The organism is Paenibacillus sp. FSL k6-2145, assembly GCF_037976585.1.
Taxonomy (GTDB): Bacteria; Bacillota; Bacilli; order Paenibacillales; family Paenibacillaceae; genus Paenibacillus.
In genome coordinates, this window is sequence record NZ_CP150267.1 from 6,808,109 (window position 1) to 6,824,363 (window position 16,255).

Here is a 16,255-nt window from a genome sequence, read left to right on the forward strand (position 1 = left end):
TTTTTTAGACCGACCGTACCCTGCAAAAGGTAAGCCTGGAAGAAATCATCGTGTACGTCCTTCGAATATTCATTCCAATCCCCTCTTTCGCAGAGTCAGCCGTTTTTTTGAACCGGTTGGTGTACTCTACAAGGGGCGCTATGTGTATGAGAGATCGTAACGTTTCCAGATCGTCCTTGGGGAGATTGTCCTTCGGGAACTCATGGTATCCTGATCCTTTCTGTTCTGTTGTGGTTAGCTGTGCTCAGTTAAACTGAAAAATAACTACAATGCATAAGCTTGAACATTTAATTGTACACTTACACTTGGATTACAGTACCCTCTTTCGATCGCTGTTATCCCCGGATTTTTGGAATTCCATTTTCCCTCTGGGGAAAATCCGGTGATAGCCTATGCTTCCGAAGCTGCTTTCTTTCAAAAAGCTTTCAGGCGAACGCTTCGCTTCTACAGATGGGCTCTGCACTCTTCGTTCCTGTGTAAATTGTAAGCCCAACTTACAGCAGTTGCAAGTTCATTCAGTTTAAACACCAAAGCTAACTTGCTTGTTCTTCTATTATATAACACCAACTTGACCGGGTCTAAACAGCGGACCCCTCAAAAACAGGCATAAAGCAGCCTTTGGACTGCTCCAGCAGTCATACGGCAACACCAGGATAAGCAATGCTTGCTAATGGTGCAACCTGCTCCTTTATTCTATGACCAAAGCTTCCAAAAATAACTGTCGGTCACCCAACTGTGACAAATTGGGGCCTTTTTTTATTTTCTTGCGCTTTTTAAAGGAATCATTTTCCTTTCATACATACACTATAGCAAACGTAATCGGCTTATTCTTTGTCCAGTTCAGACGTTTCCAGACTTACTCTGCTTTTTATGGTATAATATAACAATTGAATCCCACTACCGTTTAAGCGAGGCGGATTGATGAAAACGTTAAAGCCAAGAGTCTTTATTGGCTGCTCGCTGGAAGCGAAGCCGATTGCAGCCGCAGTACACGAAAACTTACGTTTTTCAGCCGAAGTTACCCCTTGGTATTCCGGGGTTTTTAATCCAAGCAGCTATACCATGGACGATCTGGAAGTAGAGGTCCGTACGACTGACTTTGCCATTTTTATTTTTCATCCGGATGATATATCCAAAATTCGCGGGAAGTACTACGCGTCGGTCCGGGATAATACAATGCTGGAAATGGGTCTGTTTATGGGTCGTCTGGGACGAAAACGTATTTTTTTCATTCTTCCTGAGGATATTACAGACATCAAGGACACAACCAAGGTCGAAGGATTGCGTATGCCCACAGATCTTCTGGGATTAAATCCACTCGTATATGAAATCCGTTCTGATGGAAAGTGGGCACCAGCCGTGTCCGTGGCATGTTCCAAAATCGCAGACAGTATTGAGGAACAAGGACGCTGGAGTGATCCAGAATTGGAGAACATCATTGAGAAGCATAAACGCACTGAGGGAGAAGCAAGGTTACAACTGCTTAAGTTGCTGCGGTTCTTTAGGGAATTGCTGCGTACCCGCAAAGCAGATGCCAAGATGCTGGAACGAATGAGCGATGCCCTGCGTACTGCCTTTGTCTCTCATCCTCCATTCGCTGTACGTGGCACAGCCATATACCGTACAGATGACAGTGGTTATATTGAGCAATTATGTGGTAATGTTGGAGAACCGGGGAGAAAGTATGACTTGTCCGCTAATGACGACAAACAACCGGATGATCCCAAGCGCATCCTGGTTATTGATTCTTACCGGGAGAATAAAATCAAGATTAACCTGTATGATGATTACCTTGAGAAAGAGTATCTGCTATGCTATCCTGTAGCCAAGAGGTATGTAATCACCGTTCACATTATTGGACATATTGAAGCGGATGAGGCGGTATTTCAGCAGATTGACCTACAGAATCGTCAACTGTTCAACGCCATCAACGATTTGTTAGGAGGCGAACCGGAATGAAACCGGAAACGAAAAAAATAAGCAAGCGCTGGGGCAGCGAAAAAAAGGTACGCCTCAGTTCTGCGCCCGAATCATCACGACCGGTTCCGGAACCCAAGGAAGAAGATCGTTTCCACAAGCCGGCCGTACCGCTAACTACCATTGGGCCCTCCCTGAAGGGCAAGGAAAGACCTTATAAGGTCATCCTTGAAAAAGAGGCGTTCTACGAAAAGCCTCAATATCTTGCTTAATTCCTGAACACATCATCAAACCTGCCGCTGAATCGGCAGTATTCCATAGGCCCCGCCGCCCAAGGCAGGGGCTTTTTTGTTGCTCATTTTCGCTAAAATAAAACTGCTTCTACTCGTTGACCCGGTGCCATCGTGTTAAGGTAAGGCATCCTTGAATCATGATTGCAATTCATTGCAGTAATTCATTGCTTGTAATCACTTCTGTAGCAGACTGCATTGCTTTTTGGTTTATGGCCTTAGGTTTCCTGCAAAACCCATAAATTATACCTTATTTTGGAGCAGGCTTGTCCCTAAATCCCTAGCTTCATTCATTATCTGTACCTTTAGGAAAATGCGGTAATGTGTGCTTCCAATATTTCTCGGTTGTATTGTGTATCTCCATTACATATATTGATTATAATATAGGAACACATGTTCTGTAAATATAAAATTCCAATTAAAGGTTAAGGAAGTGAACATATGACATCCTCAACTTCCGCCCCATCCCCTGCGGATGAAGACCACCGTCTGATCAAAGGTCTGGTTGTGCGCACGCTTTTGCTGGATGTACTTGAACGAGATATTCGTACACTGGATACGCTGATGCTGAAGATGCCTGAAGTCTACATTCTGTCGCTGACCCGCATTCAGAACAATGTGCTCAAGGAGATGTTGGTCCTTCGTAAACAGATGAGAACCCGTGGTGTCAAAGTACTTGAAGAGAAACGGGAAGCCGAGGGTATCGAAACTCTGTATATGTGCAGGGGGTATTGGCAACGGTTCTATATGCTGTGGACATTCGCACGCAATGAAGTCAAAAAAGAACTCAGTCGGCATCTGCAGATGGACTTGGCGCAGACTTGATACAACTTTGACAATATTGAACCCCTCCCCAGCAAAACAAGTTGACCACGGAAGGTTACGTTCATTAAGATGGAGAAGAGATATCCAACCATTCCAATAAGGCATGATTTGATTTCAACCGGATATACTCTCAATGTCTTATCAATCAAGGAGCTGTACTTCATGGATTTGAATACCCATTCGATTAAACAAACACCCGCACATACAGGCATTGCAGCAGATGTAACAGAACTGATCGGCCAGACACCTGCCGTTAAACTGAACCGACTCACAGGCAGCGACTCCGCTGACGTATACGTGAAACTGGAATACTTTAACCCGAGTGGCAGCGTCAAAGACCGTGCCGCATACAATCTGATCGTTCAGGCTGAACTTGCGGGTCACTTGCTACCCGGCGCAACCATTATCGAACCAACCAGTGGCAATACGGGCATAGGTCTTGCGATGAATGCCGCCGCCAAGGGATATAAAGCTATTCTGATCATGCCGGACAATATGTCCAAGGAACGCATCAATATCCTAAAAGCCTACGGCGCAGATGTGGTGCTCACCCCTGCCGCGGAACGGATGCCTGGTGCGATTCGCAAAGCGAAAGAACTCCAGGCAGACATTCCGGGCAGTTTCATTCCGCAGCAATTCGAGAATCAGGCGAACCCGGACATTCACCGGATCACGACGGCTCCCGAGATTATGCAACAGATGGAAGGCAAGCTGGATGCCTTCATCGCTACGGCGGGAACTGGCGGAACCATTACCGGAACCGGGGAAGAACTGCGCAAGCAGTTACCCGATATCCGCATCTATGCGGTGGAGCCCAAAGGGTCTCCAGTGTTGTCCGGTGGCGAGCCCGGACCACACAAGCTCGTCGGTACAAGTCCGGGGTTCATTCCGGACATCCTGAATACCGACGTGTGGGATGCCATCATCCAGGTGTCCGATGAGGACGCACTGGATACGATGCGGCAGCTTGCTGCCCGGGAAGGGCTGTTGCTCGGCCCTTCTTCTGGGGCTTCGGTGTGGGCCTCCCTTCGCATCGCGAAGGAACTAGGGCCGGGGCACCGAGTGCTCTGCATTGCGCCGGATACCGGGGAACGGTATTTGAGCATGGATATTTTTTAACACAGCAAAAATCTATGCACATCAAAAAGGGGCTTCCATGTCCCATAAGTCATGAGCATAACAGAGGCCCTTCTTTATTATCGCTCATGGTCATTGGTTCTAATGAACCTGACACACGCTATTCGCTCCTATTTGCGCAGGTCTGACGTGTAACGAATCACAGCGACGTTATTTCTCCAAATTCGGTCGATTTACAGGCTTAAAAGCTATTTTCGACGGGATAACGTTACTGAGATTCGTTAGAATTCACATCGCTTAATTATCACCCTAATAAGGTGCGGTAGGTTCGTTAGAATGTTGGAGCGATTGGTAGCGAGAAGCGAGGGAAAATCCCTCGAAAAAAGGGAAGATAAGTACATTGAAGGAACCATCAAAATAAAAAAATAAGCTCTTGCTCCCATACGGATGTTGAATCCGCAGAGAACAAGAACTTATTTTGGCAAGGAACTTTATCATCAAAAATAAAGCAAGAACATTTAACGTAAGCTGGTTAGTGTGTCAGGGTTGTCCATTCCACACCTTCAGGAAGCAGGGCCGCAATGCGGTCTTTGGCTTCCTTTTTGGTATACAGCGATTCATCGAGAATGACCGCAGAACCGGAATCTGTGCTTGTCCGAATCAGACGTCCGAGACCTTGCTTCACACGCAAGAGCATATACGGAAGATCGATCTCTTCGTATGGTGCTGCAGACGCACTGCGTTTTGCATTGAAGACAGGGTCCTGTGGTGGATACGGAAGCGACCAGATCATGACATTGGATAATGACGGACCTGGAACGTCCAGTCCTTCCCACAGATTAACGGAGCACAGTACACTCTCCTCATCCTGCTGGAACGCCGCGATCAGATCACTGATCTCCCGGTCGCCCTCATACATAAAGCGCAAACCTTCTGCTTCAGGTACATGAACGATGTCCTGCTTGAACGCGCGTAGTTCTTCCATCGTACGGAAAAGAATCAGCGCACGTCCTCCACTCTCCTGAAGTAACGACACCGCATCACGCAAGCGATTTTCGTTCTCCGGGTGACCCGGTACAGCTTCATCGGTAATTTTCATCTTCATTTTGTCCGCATAATCATACGGAGAAGCCACCGAGAATGATACAAAATCATCAATGCCCAGGCTGTCCGCCACATAACGGAATGAACTGTCCACAGATAATGTTGCGGAGGAGAACACGATTGGAATACCTGTGTTGAACACACGCTCGTTCAGCATTTCCTTCACGGTGCGCGGCATGATTGATAAGGTCGTCTCATCCTCGCTCTCTTCCGCCCAACAGATGTAACCATCTTCCTTACGGAACAAAGCAAGTGCAGACTGAATCATGTCCAGATGTTCTTCCACGACACGCATCTGATAACCATCCAGCGAGAACAATCCACTCTCAAATACCAGTTCTTCACCGATCGCATCCAGCACACTCGTCAGACGTTCAATCTCACGCAGCAGTGGCGGCTCTACCCGAACTTCTTTCCGTTCCGATCCCGGAATCGCCACCGTATACGTATCCAGCAATGCAAACAGTCGCTCACTGCTCTCAATCGCTTCATCCACACGCTCCGCGAGGGATTCACGAATCTCGCCTTCCAATAGACGGGTTACGAGTTCCTCGAAAATACGGTGTTTCAGTTTGTAGCTCAGTGCGTTCAGGGCTGCTTCTTCCAGCAAATGTCCTTCATCAAATACAACTGAGCTGTGATCAGGCAGCAGGGGCAGTTGGCCCTCGCGTTTGCGCGCATCATAGGTCCACACATGCTCCATGTAGTAATCATGGGAGCAGATGATGATGTCTTTGGAACGACGGTAATGGTCACGCGACAGCGTCAGGCCGCAACGTTGACGTTTTGGACAAACAAAACAATCCTGGAACGGGTCCCAATTAATTTTGTTCCACTGACGATCATTCAGATGTGGATACTGTTTCCGGTCACCATACGGATGGAAGGCCTGAAGTGTACCCGGCGTGTTCACAAAATCCGGCAGACTCTCATGCACTTCTTCAATAACAGGCGCATCCTCATCCGCAAATCGCATCGCACTTAATTTGTTCAGACAGACGTATTGGTCCGGTGACTTACCCAGACGTGCGTCCACTTCCAAGTCCAGATGTGCAGCCAGCTTGGCAATATCTCCACCGGGCTTCACAAGCTGTTCAATCAAGGACTCATCGGCACAAGCGATCACCGCCGGTTTGCCTGTATAACGTGCGTAACAGACCGCGTAGAGCAGATAGACTAACGTCTTGCCTGTTCCGACACCGGCCTCCGCCATAATGGTCTTTTTATCTCCATAGGCCCGTTCGAGCTGGTACGCCATAAAAATCTGTTCATCCCGTACCTCGAAGCCGGACTCTGGCAAAATATCGTAAAAAACATCGGCAACCCATTCCCCGAGACGGGATACAAAAGGTTCAGCCGGATCATATGCAAAAGGATAACGTTGTGTAGACAATCCTAGGTCAGCCTCCATTCTTAGACGCGGTCCTCTTTCATTTTCCGTTCAAAAAAGGCCGCAGGGCAAAAGTTAATTATCTCACGCGATGAAGCGGGTGACAAGCTTTTTTTACGAGATTATTTGCGAGGTTCAATGTGTAGAACCATTTTTCAGGGAAAATATATACAGGAATCCACTTTAAGGAAAGGCGGTGCTCCACTCCATGAATCATCAGTCTTCACAATCAGAGCATTCCTCAGACAAAGACCCTGAGACATTAACGGATCGACAAGGTCATCCCATTACGGACAATCAGAATGTACGAACCGTTGGCAGTCGGGGACCGACTACGCTGGAGAACTATCATTTTCTCGAAAAGATTACTCACTTCGACCGTGAACGTATTCCTGAACGTGTGGTCCATGCCCGCGGCGCTGGCGCTCATGGCGTATTTGAAGCGTATGGAACGGCCGGAGATGAACCGGTATCGAAGTACACACGTGCACGTCTGTTTCAGGAGAAAGGCAAACAAACGCCCGTGTTCGTTCGCTTCTCTACCGTTATACATGGTGGACATTCACCGGAGACCCTGCGGGACCCGCGCGGGTTTGCTGTAAAATTCTATACCGAAGACGGCAACTGGGATCTGGTGGGTAACAATCTGAAAATCTTTTTCATTCGCGACCCACTCAAATTCCCGGATATGGTACATGCCTTCAAGCCAGATCCTCTGACCAATGCACAGGATATGGAGCGGTTTTTCGATTTTGTCTCGCTAAGTCCTGAAGCTACCCATATGGTCACGTTCCTCTTCTCTCCATGGGGCATTCCAGCGAATTATCGGCAGATGCAAGGGTCGGGTGTTAATACATACAAATGGGTCAATCAGGAAGGCAAGGGCGTACTCATCAAATACCACTGGGAACCGCTCAATCAAGGGATACGCAACCTGCTGCAAAAAGACGCAAGCGAGATTCAGGGACAGAATTTCAACCATGCGACGTTGGATCTTTATCACGCCATTGAACAAGGGGAGTATCCCGAATGGGAGCTGTGCGTTCAAGTAATGGAGGACGGCGAGCATCCAGAGTTGGACTTCGACCCGCTGGACCCAACCAAGCTATGGCCGCAAGATCAGTTCCCTTTTCTACCTGTGGGAAAAATGACGTTGAATCGTAATCCCGAGGATTATTTCAATGAAGTGGAGCAAGCAGCGTTTGGCACAGGTGTATTGGTAGACGGGCTGGATTTCTCAGATGACAAACTGTTGCAAGGGCGCACCTTCTCCTATTCGGATACCCAGCGTCACCGGGTGGGTGCGAACTATCTGCAATTGCCTGTAAATGCACCGAAGAACCGGGTTGCAACGAATCAGAGCGGCGGGCAGATGCAGTATCAGGTGGATCGTGCACCGGGTCAGAATCCGCATGTGAACTACGAACCTTCTTCGCTTGGTGGCTTAAAGGAAGCACCCCCTCGTGGCAAGGAGCATGAACCACTGGTGGAGGGCCGACTTGTCCGCGAGAAGATTGAGCGCACCAATGACTTTGGACAAGCGGGTGATACGTACCGGGCGTTCGAGGATTGGGAGCGAGATGAGCTGATCAGCAACATGGTCGGCGCGTTGGCACAATGCAAACCGGATATCCGGGATCGCATGATCTCTTACTTCACCCAAGCGGATGCGGATTACGGTCGGCGCGTCTCTGAAGGGTTGGCCTCTGTACCAACCGATGATAGTGCCACAGTCCAACCGAAACATGAACCCAGTGTCGAGCAAGCAGAGAAACGCAGTCGTGAGACGGACGGATATTAAAATAGCTGGACAGCGTTTAGACTGATAAGTCTGACACTGTTAGTACATTCGAGTATGTTGAGTAAGCAGATTACGTTCTGAATTAAACATAGCCCTGATCGTCAAGTTGCCAGTTGCAGCTGCTATCAGGGCTTTTTCATGACTAGCTGGAGTGTAATCTCCACTTCAGGATGCATGCAGCTATGTATTTTAGATTGAATGAAGTTCATAGGAGTGGATCATAAGTAAAACTGGTACTCTTAGGATTGAAAAGCGTACTTCTCTACGTTCATTTCAGATGATTCTTCGTTAAATGAGAGCTATCACACAATGGAAAGATTACATAATTCACGTGATATTACAGGCATTGGAAGCTTGCAGGCCTGACCTGCCTGCATGTACCTCCATCTGATCAGATGATTATTGATGATAACGATTACAACATTTACCATAAAGTTGTGTCCTAGAGATTACATCTAACCAGCCGGCATGACCTCTCTCATAGGTAACGGTCTGGTACACGGATACCACATGCTCTTCATTCTATTCCCAATTAACCAAGGAGGCTTACGTAATGAAATTATTCCCATCCACATCCACTCATGTATCTGCACGATCTGCACGTTCTCTGAAGGAACGCTCCCTCAAATCGAAAATGGCCCAGATCTGTCTGAGCGCCGCGTTCCCTCTATTATTGATTGGTGGTGGATCGGCTGGTGCTGAAGAGCTGATCGAGAGCAGCTTACAACCCCCCTCCGAATCGGTGGCGACTTCGAATATCGCACTTGCTGCAGGTGATCTCTATGTCTCCCCTAACGGCTCAGCCAGCAATCCGGGTACGATCAACAGTCCAACGTCACTGGCTAACGCATTAACCCAGGTCGCACCGGGCAAAACGATCTATCTACGCGGCGGTACCTATAACTTCTCCCAGACCATTACCATTGAACGTGGCAACAGCGGCACATCGAGTCAACGTAAAAACCTGGTGGCGTATGGATCGGAAAAACCAGTCTTTGATTTCTCAGCCCAAACCTTCGCTTCCACCAATCGTGGACTGCAAATGTTCGGAGACTACTGGTTCGTCAAAGGGCTTGAGGTGAAGGGTGCCGGCGATAACGGCATCTTCATCGGGGGCAGCTACAACCGCCTGGAGCAGATCGAAGCTCATCACAACCGGGATACGGGTATTCAAATGGGACGTTATGCTTCCACGGCTGCCAAGAGTGAATGGCCTGCATATAATGAAGTCATTCGTTCCTACTCCCACAACAACTATGACCCGGATGACGGCGAGGATGCCGACGGTTTTGCCGCGAAACTAACGGTCGGTCCAGGGAACGTATTCGACGGCTGCATTGCCGCCTATAACGTGGACGATGGCTGGGATCTGTATAGCAAAACGGATACAGGCGCCATCGGCGCGGTTACGATCCGCAACAGCATCGCCTACGCGAACGGTGCAACATCAGACGGCACTTCCACCTCCAACAGCGATGGCAACGGCTTCAAGCTCGGTGGCGAGAAGATTGCGGTGAATCATATCGTTGAGAACAACATTGCGTTTAACAATAAAAAGCACGGCTTCACCTACAACAGTAATCCCGGTTCGATCCAGGTGAAAAATAACACCTCCTGGAATAATGGGCAAAGCAACTTTGCCTTTGATCTAGGCACCCACATCTTCACCAACAACCTGTCCTTCCAAGGCGGCGCCAGTGACAAAACAAGCGGAACCGACGTCAGCAGCACCAACGTCTGGTGGAAGAACAAAAAAAGCGAGAACGCCAAAGGCCTGCTCGTCAGCGCAGCCGACTTTGTCTCCCTCGTGCCTTCGGTAACACGTAGCGCCGACGGAACACCTGTCTTGGGTAATTTCCTGAAGCTTGCGGGTGGCAGTGATTTGATTGGTTCGGGTACGCCAGCGGGTAAGAATATTGGGGCACGGTAGGTATGTGAGTAAATAAGATAAAAGAATAATTTAAAAGCAATTCCCCTCCCCCCAATGCCAGCCTAATCGGTGGTAATGGAGGAGGGGATTCTTGAATTGCTTTGTATTGTCAGCTGGCTTATGAGGTAGATAGATAAATACTTATGTTTTGGCTAAAACCTCAATCATCAGTCTGCCGCCTGTACGAAAACCTTGCTCGAATGCCGCTTCCACATACATCGACGTGGACTGTCCGATCAAGTCGATCAGTTGTTCCAAAGCATCGTATTCTGTATCTGTGAGATTTGTTTTGTAGTTCTGCATCATGTCCGATATTTGACGATTGATCTCTTGATACTCAGCCTGCTCAGGATGAATCGACTCGTCCAACCGCAGGTTCCCGTGAAACAAATCTTCGATCAGGTTTGACATATTATCCTTCATGGTAAGGTCACCTCAGGAAGATTGTAACTCAAGGGAAGAGATGAAATGCGGATTTAGCGGGAAAACCGCTAGTGTTTTTTTATTGAGTCGAAGTTAAAGTTAAACTCATACCTCAAACACCAAAGGAAGCTTATCTTGCTGTAGTCAACGCTCACAAATGGCTCACATTCTGTCATATGAAGGCAAAAGAAAAAGCACCACGAGGGGGCTTTAGTCGACATGTTTATGATCATTTCGCTACTATCATTTGAATGATATACATTTATCCCAAAGGATTGATACTAAGGGCTTTTATTAAGGATTCCTTCATGTTTTGAATAAACTCGGCGCGAGTTTCAGAAGAAATTTCCAACAGAGACAGATAAGGATTCAAGTCCTCCAGTTCAACTAATAGCAGTTCTCCTGATAGTGTGCGACATGCATCCACACGTTGAATACCGTAGTCAATGTTATTCCAATCAATAAACTTTTGTGCAAAAGATAAATCTTGTTCAGTAGGTGTATATTCTTTCAATTCCCAACGTTTATCCTTATCCGGTGCATACAATGCGTACTGATAGTCCTTGTCAATGAAGTAAAAGGATACCTCGTATTCAAAAGGGATAAACGGTTGCACCAGAATACTATGCTGCTCATTATCAATTTCATTAGTTAGTTCTTCTTTAGAAATTTTCTTCATGCCAATGGAATCAGCGCCATCTTTTGGTTTGACAATGAAGTATTCTACCTCGGGTAGAAATTTAACATTTTCAACGGAATCTATAGTGGGTATAACCGGGAAATTCACATTTGTTAATTCCAACAAATACTCTTTTCCATTCATATCTGCTTTGCCATTAAATGAATTGTAAGTATTTAGTTGCTTGTCTACTATTCTCTTACGAAAAGCTTGATACTTTTCTTTAAAATTGGCAACAGGACCTGCATTTCGAAAGACAATTAAATCGACAACATCCTCGAAGCTCTCGATATCCTCCGGATGGCAAATAATCAAGTCGAACTCTTCTCTAAGTTTGGAAGTGAGATACAGGTCTTCTTCATAATAGTTTCTGCCTTTAGCTGGATAGTAAAGGTCTGTTACAAATAACAACTTCTTCAAAAAGTAACACCTAACTTTCGTATTCTTTTTATTAACCCATTCTTAACATATTATACGATGTTAATCTCCTATTCAAAGAAAATAAGAAAAAGCGAGATGCGGAACGCCCCAGTCATATGCCGCTATTGCAGCTGTACGTTTCATTCTCGCCCGATTTCCACAATACAAATATATCACGTGAAAAGTCCAACGAAAGGCCATCATGTGGCCATAATCAGGTCAAAAATAGGTCACTTTTTTATTCAAACGATTCTCACCCATGTCTTTCTTACTTTTAAAGTAATATCTTCCCCTTACTGGTCATTGACCATTTCCTTGCGGTCAATTGAGAAGTCAACTTATCAACATTAGGTAATTATAGTACTGCAGATCCATTGTTCATATAATTGCTCAAGTGTTCAAAAAGCCCCATAATATACGCCCACATCTTCGAGCCTAGGTTTCCATAATGTTCATCCAAAGATTGCTCAAATTTACTAGGGATTTGAATATCCATTAATCTCCTATAATGTTGAATAACGGAACAGGATGTTGTACTTGATGTACAAAAACTTAATCGCAAAAAATTCAATATTCATTCAAAATAACCAAAATAAGGAACTAGAACAAACTATCATAGTACAAATTATAGTTTATAGAAGCAGATTATCAATATATTCCATTAAAGTTGATTGGAGGAAAATAATCATGAATATAATAATTGAGAAGTTAAAAGTCACAGATATTGAAAACTTGTATGAATTCGAAATTGAAAACAGAACTTTTTTCGAGGAAATGGTACCGTCTCGAGGAGATGATTATTACATACCTGAGGTTTTTAAAGTAAGGAATGAATCTCTACTTGATGAACAAGTCAAAGGACTCTCCTTTTTTATCTAATAAAAGACGAAAATAACTCTATTCTTGGAAGAATAAATTTAGTTGATATTGATTCCGATAAAATAGGATTTCTCGGCTACAGAGTGGGACAAATCCACACTGGAAAAGGTGTTGCTAAAAAAGCATTAAAATTATTACTTAATACGTTAGTTGATTTAGATATAAAAGAAGTTAAGGCAAAAACAACCACCAACAATATAGCATCTCAAAAAGTTTTAGAGCAAAACGGATTCGAGCATACAGAAACTAGTGATAATCAATTTGAAATGAATGGCCAAATGTTAAAATTCATTACTTATAAATGGACGAATAAACCATCATTTTAATCACCAATCAGATGCAGCTGTTTAAGCTGAAGATCATAAGCCAAATTCCTCGTTCAAGATACTGAGGGGTTAGGCTTTTTTTGTCTTTTAAGATTCCTTATATTTTGAATTTCGCGCTCTTGATGTTATTCCTTTGGGAAACTCATTGAGTATTGCAGATGAATTGGTTCTTACGCGCATTTAGTGAAACAAACTAGGTATATGTAATGTAATTTAAGTTCACATTCCCTCCACCTTCGTATAACGTTATTTCCCCTTTCAGTAATTCGATTAAGTTTCCGATCTCTTCCTGGATTGTGGCGAAGTCTCCAAATATATCCGATCCCAAAGAATTACTAATCAGATAACCATTCTTTAACGAAGAATCAATGCCTAAGTCCACGATAACTTCGTTGAAATCTTCTTTATATTCAATGGTATACCTATATTTAATCATGTTCGTATCTCCAATCAGTTGTGTCCAAGTCATTTCTTAAAAAACGCAGAAGAACCAAGGTAACAAAAAACAGAGCAATCATAGTGATATCTAACCATAATCGACCTGTTCGATGTAACAGAGTAACATTAATTAGGGATGAAACCAGAGCCTTTTCCTGCGTACAACTCAATTGATGAAGTAGTTATACAGATATTATGTTATTGATTGAATGATGGATTCACTCTGCACTGGGTAGTCCATCAAACTGTAACATGACTAATACCCTATCTATCCTATAAATACAACAGCATCTTTGCGCTGAAATGCTATGGGCAATTTATTTTGAAGAATTGTTATTCTTTCAAACATTTTATCCCTTTTTTCCTCAGTTAAGTTTTTTACCGCCCAATCTTTGATTTGAATTAGTTCCTCAATTATTGACGGTACATCTTCCTCCTCTACATCAACACCTGATGAAAAGAGGTCTGTCCATTGTAACCCGAGTGCTTCAATCGCAGGTTGCCAACATTCTTTAAAAAACGATTCCGTAGCAATGGGAACAAAGAAACAACTCTGTTCAAAATCATTTTGTGGTTCATATATTACAGCACTGACTGACATGCACTTATTCACCTCCAAAAGTAGCACTAAATTTGTAGTCTGGAAACTCTTCTCTTTTGAGAACTCGATCTTCTGTGCAAAATCGCAAACATTTCGAAAATCTTCTCTCATGTTAAACACACTTTTCTTTTCTGTTTCCCAATGTACTCTTTCTCTTCTATTAATGATAGGATGACATAATTCAACACCAATCGAATCATACGCACGGATAAACCGGAAGAAACGAAAATAACAAAAGAACAGATTAATCATGGTGATATATTGACCACGATCAATCTGCTGTATTTGTTGAATGATGAATCAATACTAATTAAGTAGCCTCTACTTAAATTTCCATAAAGATATTAGACAATCTTCACATACTTTATACAATAGCTTTAAAAGGAGCATGACCTGTTTCAGCATTTCTTAATAAAGTCGGTTTTCTAAAACGCAAACTGGTTTCCAGCTTGAAGATAGCGGTATCTCCTTCAATTTCTATAAAAGATACATTAATCCATATAGGAGCTTTCGGAAAAAGACCTCCTAAAACCCCAACAACATCTTCTAACAATAGTTTTTTACCACCAACATTCTCTTTAGATAACACAAGACGTTTCATCATTTCATCGCCACCATCTAACATTTTCCCCTGTTCCTCAACCGGCTCTATGATAAACTTAACGATATCGCTCGTAATGTTTTTTGCCTTTTTTATCTTATCAACGGCTTTAGATAAATTAGTCGAAAAAATTACCTCGTTCATTTGAGTAGTCAAAATATCTCCCCCTATTATTTCAGTTTAGTTGAATATACTTTCTTTAATTTCCCTATATCGACATAACCACTTCTCGTTACTTCTAGTTGATATATCTCTAACCAAGCGTTTTCTGTCTTTATTCCAGCACTATTGAATATCTGCTCATATTTTTTAGCTTGCTCAGTTGTTGGTGTATAGTGTCCTGATTCATTTGTTATTCTTCTAACATTTCCGTTTGCATCGACTTTTAGTTTTCCAGCAGCTTGAACATCAGCTCCATTTGCTAAATGAGAATGTCCTCTTCCAACATTTAAATTACCATCTACATCTATGACAAAGTCAACCTCTTTAATTCCATCTCGAATCTTAACTTGGCCATTTTTCAAAACATAGTCAAAACTCTTTCCTTGCTGAATCTCATTTGGATATCTATTTTCAATGATTTGGACAGGTCTAACATCACCCGTCCCCTTAATCTTACTACCTTTCCTTGCATCAGCCGCTTCCAAATTCTTTTTAATCTTCGCCACAGCTGGATGAGAAGAAGGTACGCGAAACGGCCCTTTGCCACCCGGCATACTCCCGCGAACCATCTGAAATGCCATAAATAGCTGACTGAACTTCAGAGAAGTCAACATGATCTGAGCATACTTATCGGATACAGGCTCGCCTGTGAAGGGATGAATCCCATTTTCGAAGGCTTTGATCTGCATCGCATAAATATCTTCCCCTGGCGCTTCAGCATCCGTAGCCTGCATCCGATTGATATCCAAATGCCCCTGATCCTTCTTATATGCCTGGAGCGCAGCCTGATCCGTAACGCCATTCTCGTTCACAGGCATCCACATCAGCTTCCCATACACATTGACTGGTGCCATCCGGTAGCCTTTATCCTCCGGACCCTCATCATTTCCCAAGGTCTTCATCATTGCTCCCGCACCCACAGCACTTCCAAGACTCACCTTTTCAGCATCGACATTCTCAAATCGCGTAGCGATCTCCTTGAGTTCCTTGGAGATGCCCACCATACTCTCCAGTGCTTTATCCAATATAGGACGCGACTGTTCAAACTCATAGTAGAATCGCTCCTGCGTCGCCCCAATCCACATCATCTGAACGAACATGATCTGTCTCGTCAGTTCACTGCGAATATGCTCCAACTGTTGTCTGGCCTGATCCACCTGATTGGTTACATGATGTAGTTGCTCAGGATTCACCTTAATCGTACTCATCCGTTTTCACCGCTCATCTGATATATGATTAACCTATGTTAGCAGAAGTACTAGTACAATACATCCGCCTAACCTCCTGATTTCACTGCATGAACCTACGCTCAGAATGATTTATATCCGTCCTTCAGCCCCATAGGATCTCTTTGTAGGTATATATTGTTCCTGAGGATTGTCCTTCATTTTG

The 16,255-nt window shown here is 44.4% G+C and carries 11 protein-coding genes and 4 pseudogenes; 7 read left to right on the top strand and 8 right to left on the bottom strand.

Annotated features, from left to right (window positions below):
- Positions 1-921: 921 nt before the first annotated feature.
- The 4 genes from NZ043_RS30175 (at position 922) to cysK (ending at position 4,151) form a co-directional block, all read left to right on the top strand.
- Positions 922-1,959 (top strand): nucleotide-binding protein, encoded by a 1,038-nt coding sequence (locus tag NZ043_RS30175; RefSeq protein WP_051447360.1) that lies wholly within the window; start codon positions 922-924, stop codon positions 1,957-1,959.
- Complete coding sequence (locus NZ043_RS30180; RefSeq protein WP_017687536.1) at positions 1,956-2,189, top strand: hypothetical protein; 234 nt, start codon at positions 1,956-1,958, stop codon at positions 2,187-2,189. Before NZ043_RS30175 ends, NZ043_RS30180 begins: the two co-directional genes overlap by 4 nt.
- Before the next feature lie 459 nt (positions 2,190-2,648).
- Complete coding sequence (locus NZ043_RS30185; protein ID WP_289389750.1) at positions 2,649-3,032, top strand: hypothetical protein; 384 nt, start codon at positions 2,649-2,651, stop codon at positions 3,030-3,032.
- Positions 3,033-3,194: 162 nt separating this feature from the next.
- A complete protein-coding gene (gene cysK, locus NZ043_RS30190; protein ID WP_339309972.1) occupies positions 3,195-4,151 on the top strand; it encodes a cysteine synthase A in 957 nt (318 codons plus the stop codon).
- Between the two features lie 490 nt (positions 4,152-4,641).
- Here the strand turns inward: cysK and NZ043_RS30195 are convergent, their stop codons facing one another.
- Positions 4,642-6,606 (bottom strand): ATP-dependent DNA helicase, encoded by a 1,965-nt coding sequence (locus NZ043_RS30195; RefSeq protein WP_240768058.1) that lies wholly within the window; start codon positions 6,604-6,606, stop codon positions 4,642-4,644.
- A gap of 205 nt (positions 6,607-6,811) precedes the next feature.
- Here NZ043_RS30195 and NZ043_RS30200 point away from each other — a divergent pair.
- Both NZ043_RS30200 and NZ043_RS30205 read left to right on the top strand, forming a co-directional pair.
- Positions 6,812-8,302 (top strand): annotated as a pseudogene (locus NZ043_RS30200) (catalase); the annotation flags it as partial.
- A gap of 655 nt (positions 8,303-8,957) precedes the next feature.
- The gene (locus tag NZ043_RS30205) at positions 8,958-10,334 is read left to right on the top strand and encodes a right-handed parallel beta-helix repeat-containing protein (protein WP_339309973.1); all 1,377 of its coding nucleotides are present in this window, start codon (positions 8,958-8,960) and stop codon (positions 10,332-10,334) included.
- A 141-nt stretch (positions 10,335-10,475) separates the two neighbouring features.
- Here the strand turns inward: NZ043_RS30205 and NZ043_RS30210 are convergent, their stop codons facing one another.
- Entirely contained in the window at positions 10,476-10,757 is a 282-nt protein-coding gene (locus NZ043_RS30210; protein ID WP_091028729.1) for a DUF6809 family protein, read from the bottom strand.
- Between the two features lie 262 nt (positions 10,758-11,019).
- Complete coding sequence (locus NZ043_RS30215; RefSeq protein ID WP_091028726.1) at positions 11,020-11,856, bottom strand: hypothetical protein; 837 nt, start codon at positions 11,854-11,856, stop codon at positions 11,020-11,022.
- 687 nt (positions 11,857-12,543) lie between these two features.
- Between NZ043_RS30215 and NZ043_RS30220 the strand changes: the two are divergent.
- Positions 12,544-13,061 (top strand): annotated as a pseudogene (locus NZ043_RS30220) (GNAT family protein).
- A 193-nt stretch (positions 13,062-13,254) separates the two neighbouring features.
- On the opposite strand, the gene NZ043_RS30225 reads toward NZ043_RS30220, so the two are convergent.
- The 5 genes and pseudogenes from NZ043_RS30225 to NZ043_RS30245 all read right to left on the bottom strand — a co-directional run.
- Positions 13,255-13,497, bottom strand: a complete 243-nt coding sequence (locus tag NZ043_RS30225) for a hypothetical protein (protein WP_339309974.1) — start codon at positions 13,495-13,497, stop codon at positions 13,255-13,257.
- 270 nt (positions 13,498-13,767) lie between these two features.
- On the bottom strand, positions 13,768-14,100 hold the full coding sequence (locus NZ043_RS30230) for a hypothetical protein (protein ID WP_339309975.1): 333 nt from the start codon (positions 14,098-14,100) through the stop codon (positions 13,768-13,770).
- A gap of 364 nt (positions 14,101-14,464) precedes the next feature.
- Entirely contained in the window at positions 14,465-14,845 is a 381-nt protein-coding gene (locus NZ043_RS30235; protein ID WP_111618892.1) for a hypothetical protein, read from the bottom strand.
- Positions 14,846-14,871: 26 nt separating this feature from the next.
- Positions 14,872-15,279: pseudogene (locus tag NZ043_RS30240) on the bottom strand (hypothetical protein); the annotation flags it as partial.
- 531 nt (positions 15,280-15,810) lie between these two features.
- Positions 15,811-16,071, bottom strand: a pseudogene (locus tag NZ043_RS30245) (WXG100 family type VII secretion target); the annotation flags it as partial.
- Positions 16,072-16,255: the final 184 nt, after the last annotated feature.

Coding starts and splice junctions, on each gene's coding strand:
- NZ043_RS30230 (WP_339309975.1), bottom strand. CDS start 14,100: ATGTCAGTCAGTGCTGTAATATATGAACCACAAAATGATTTTGAACAG.
- NZ043_RS30225 (WP_339309974.1), bottom strand. CDS start 13,497: ATGATTAAATATAGGTATACCATTGAATATAAAGAAGATTTCAACGAA.
- NZ043_RS30210 (WP_091028729.1), bottom strand. CDS start 10,757: ATGAAGGATAATATGTCAAACCTGATCGAAGATTTGTTTCACGGGAAC.
- cysK (WP_339309972.1), top strand. CDS start 3,195: ATGGATTTGAATACCCATTCGATTAAACAAACACCCGCACATACAGGC.
- NZ043_RS30235 (WP_111618892.1), bottom strand. CDS start 14,845: ATGAACGAGGTAATTTTTTCGACTAATTTATCTAAAGCCGTTGATAAG.
- NZ043_RS30185 (WP_289389750.1), top strand. CDS start 2,649: ATGACATCCTCAACTTCCGCCCCATCCCCTGCGGATGAAGACCACCGT.
- NZ043_RS30180 (WP_017687536.1), top strand. CDS start 1,956: ATGAAACCGGAAACGAAAAAAATAAGCAAGCGCTGGGGCAGCGAAAAA.
- NZ043_RS30175 (WP_051447360.1), top strand. CDS start 922: ATGAAAACGTTAAAGCCAAGAGTCTTTATTGGCTGCTCGCTGGAAGCG.
- NZ043_RS30205 (WP_339309973.1), top strand. CDS start 8,958: ATGAAATTATTCCCATCCACATCCACTCATGTATCTGCACGATCTGCA.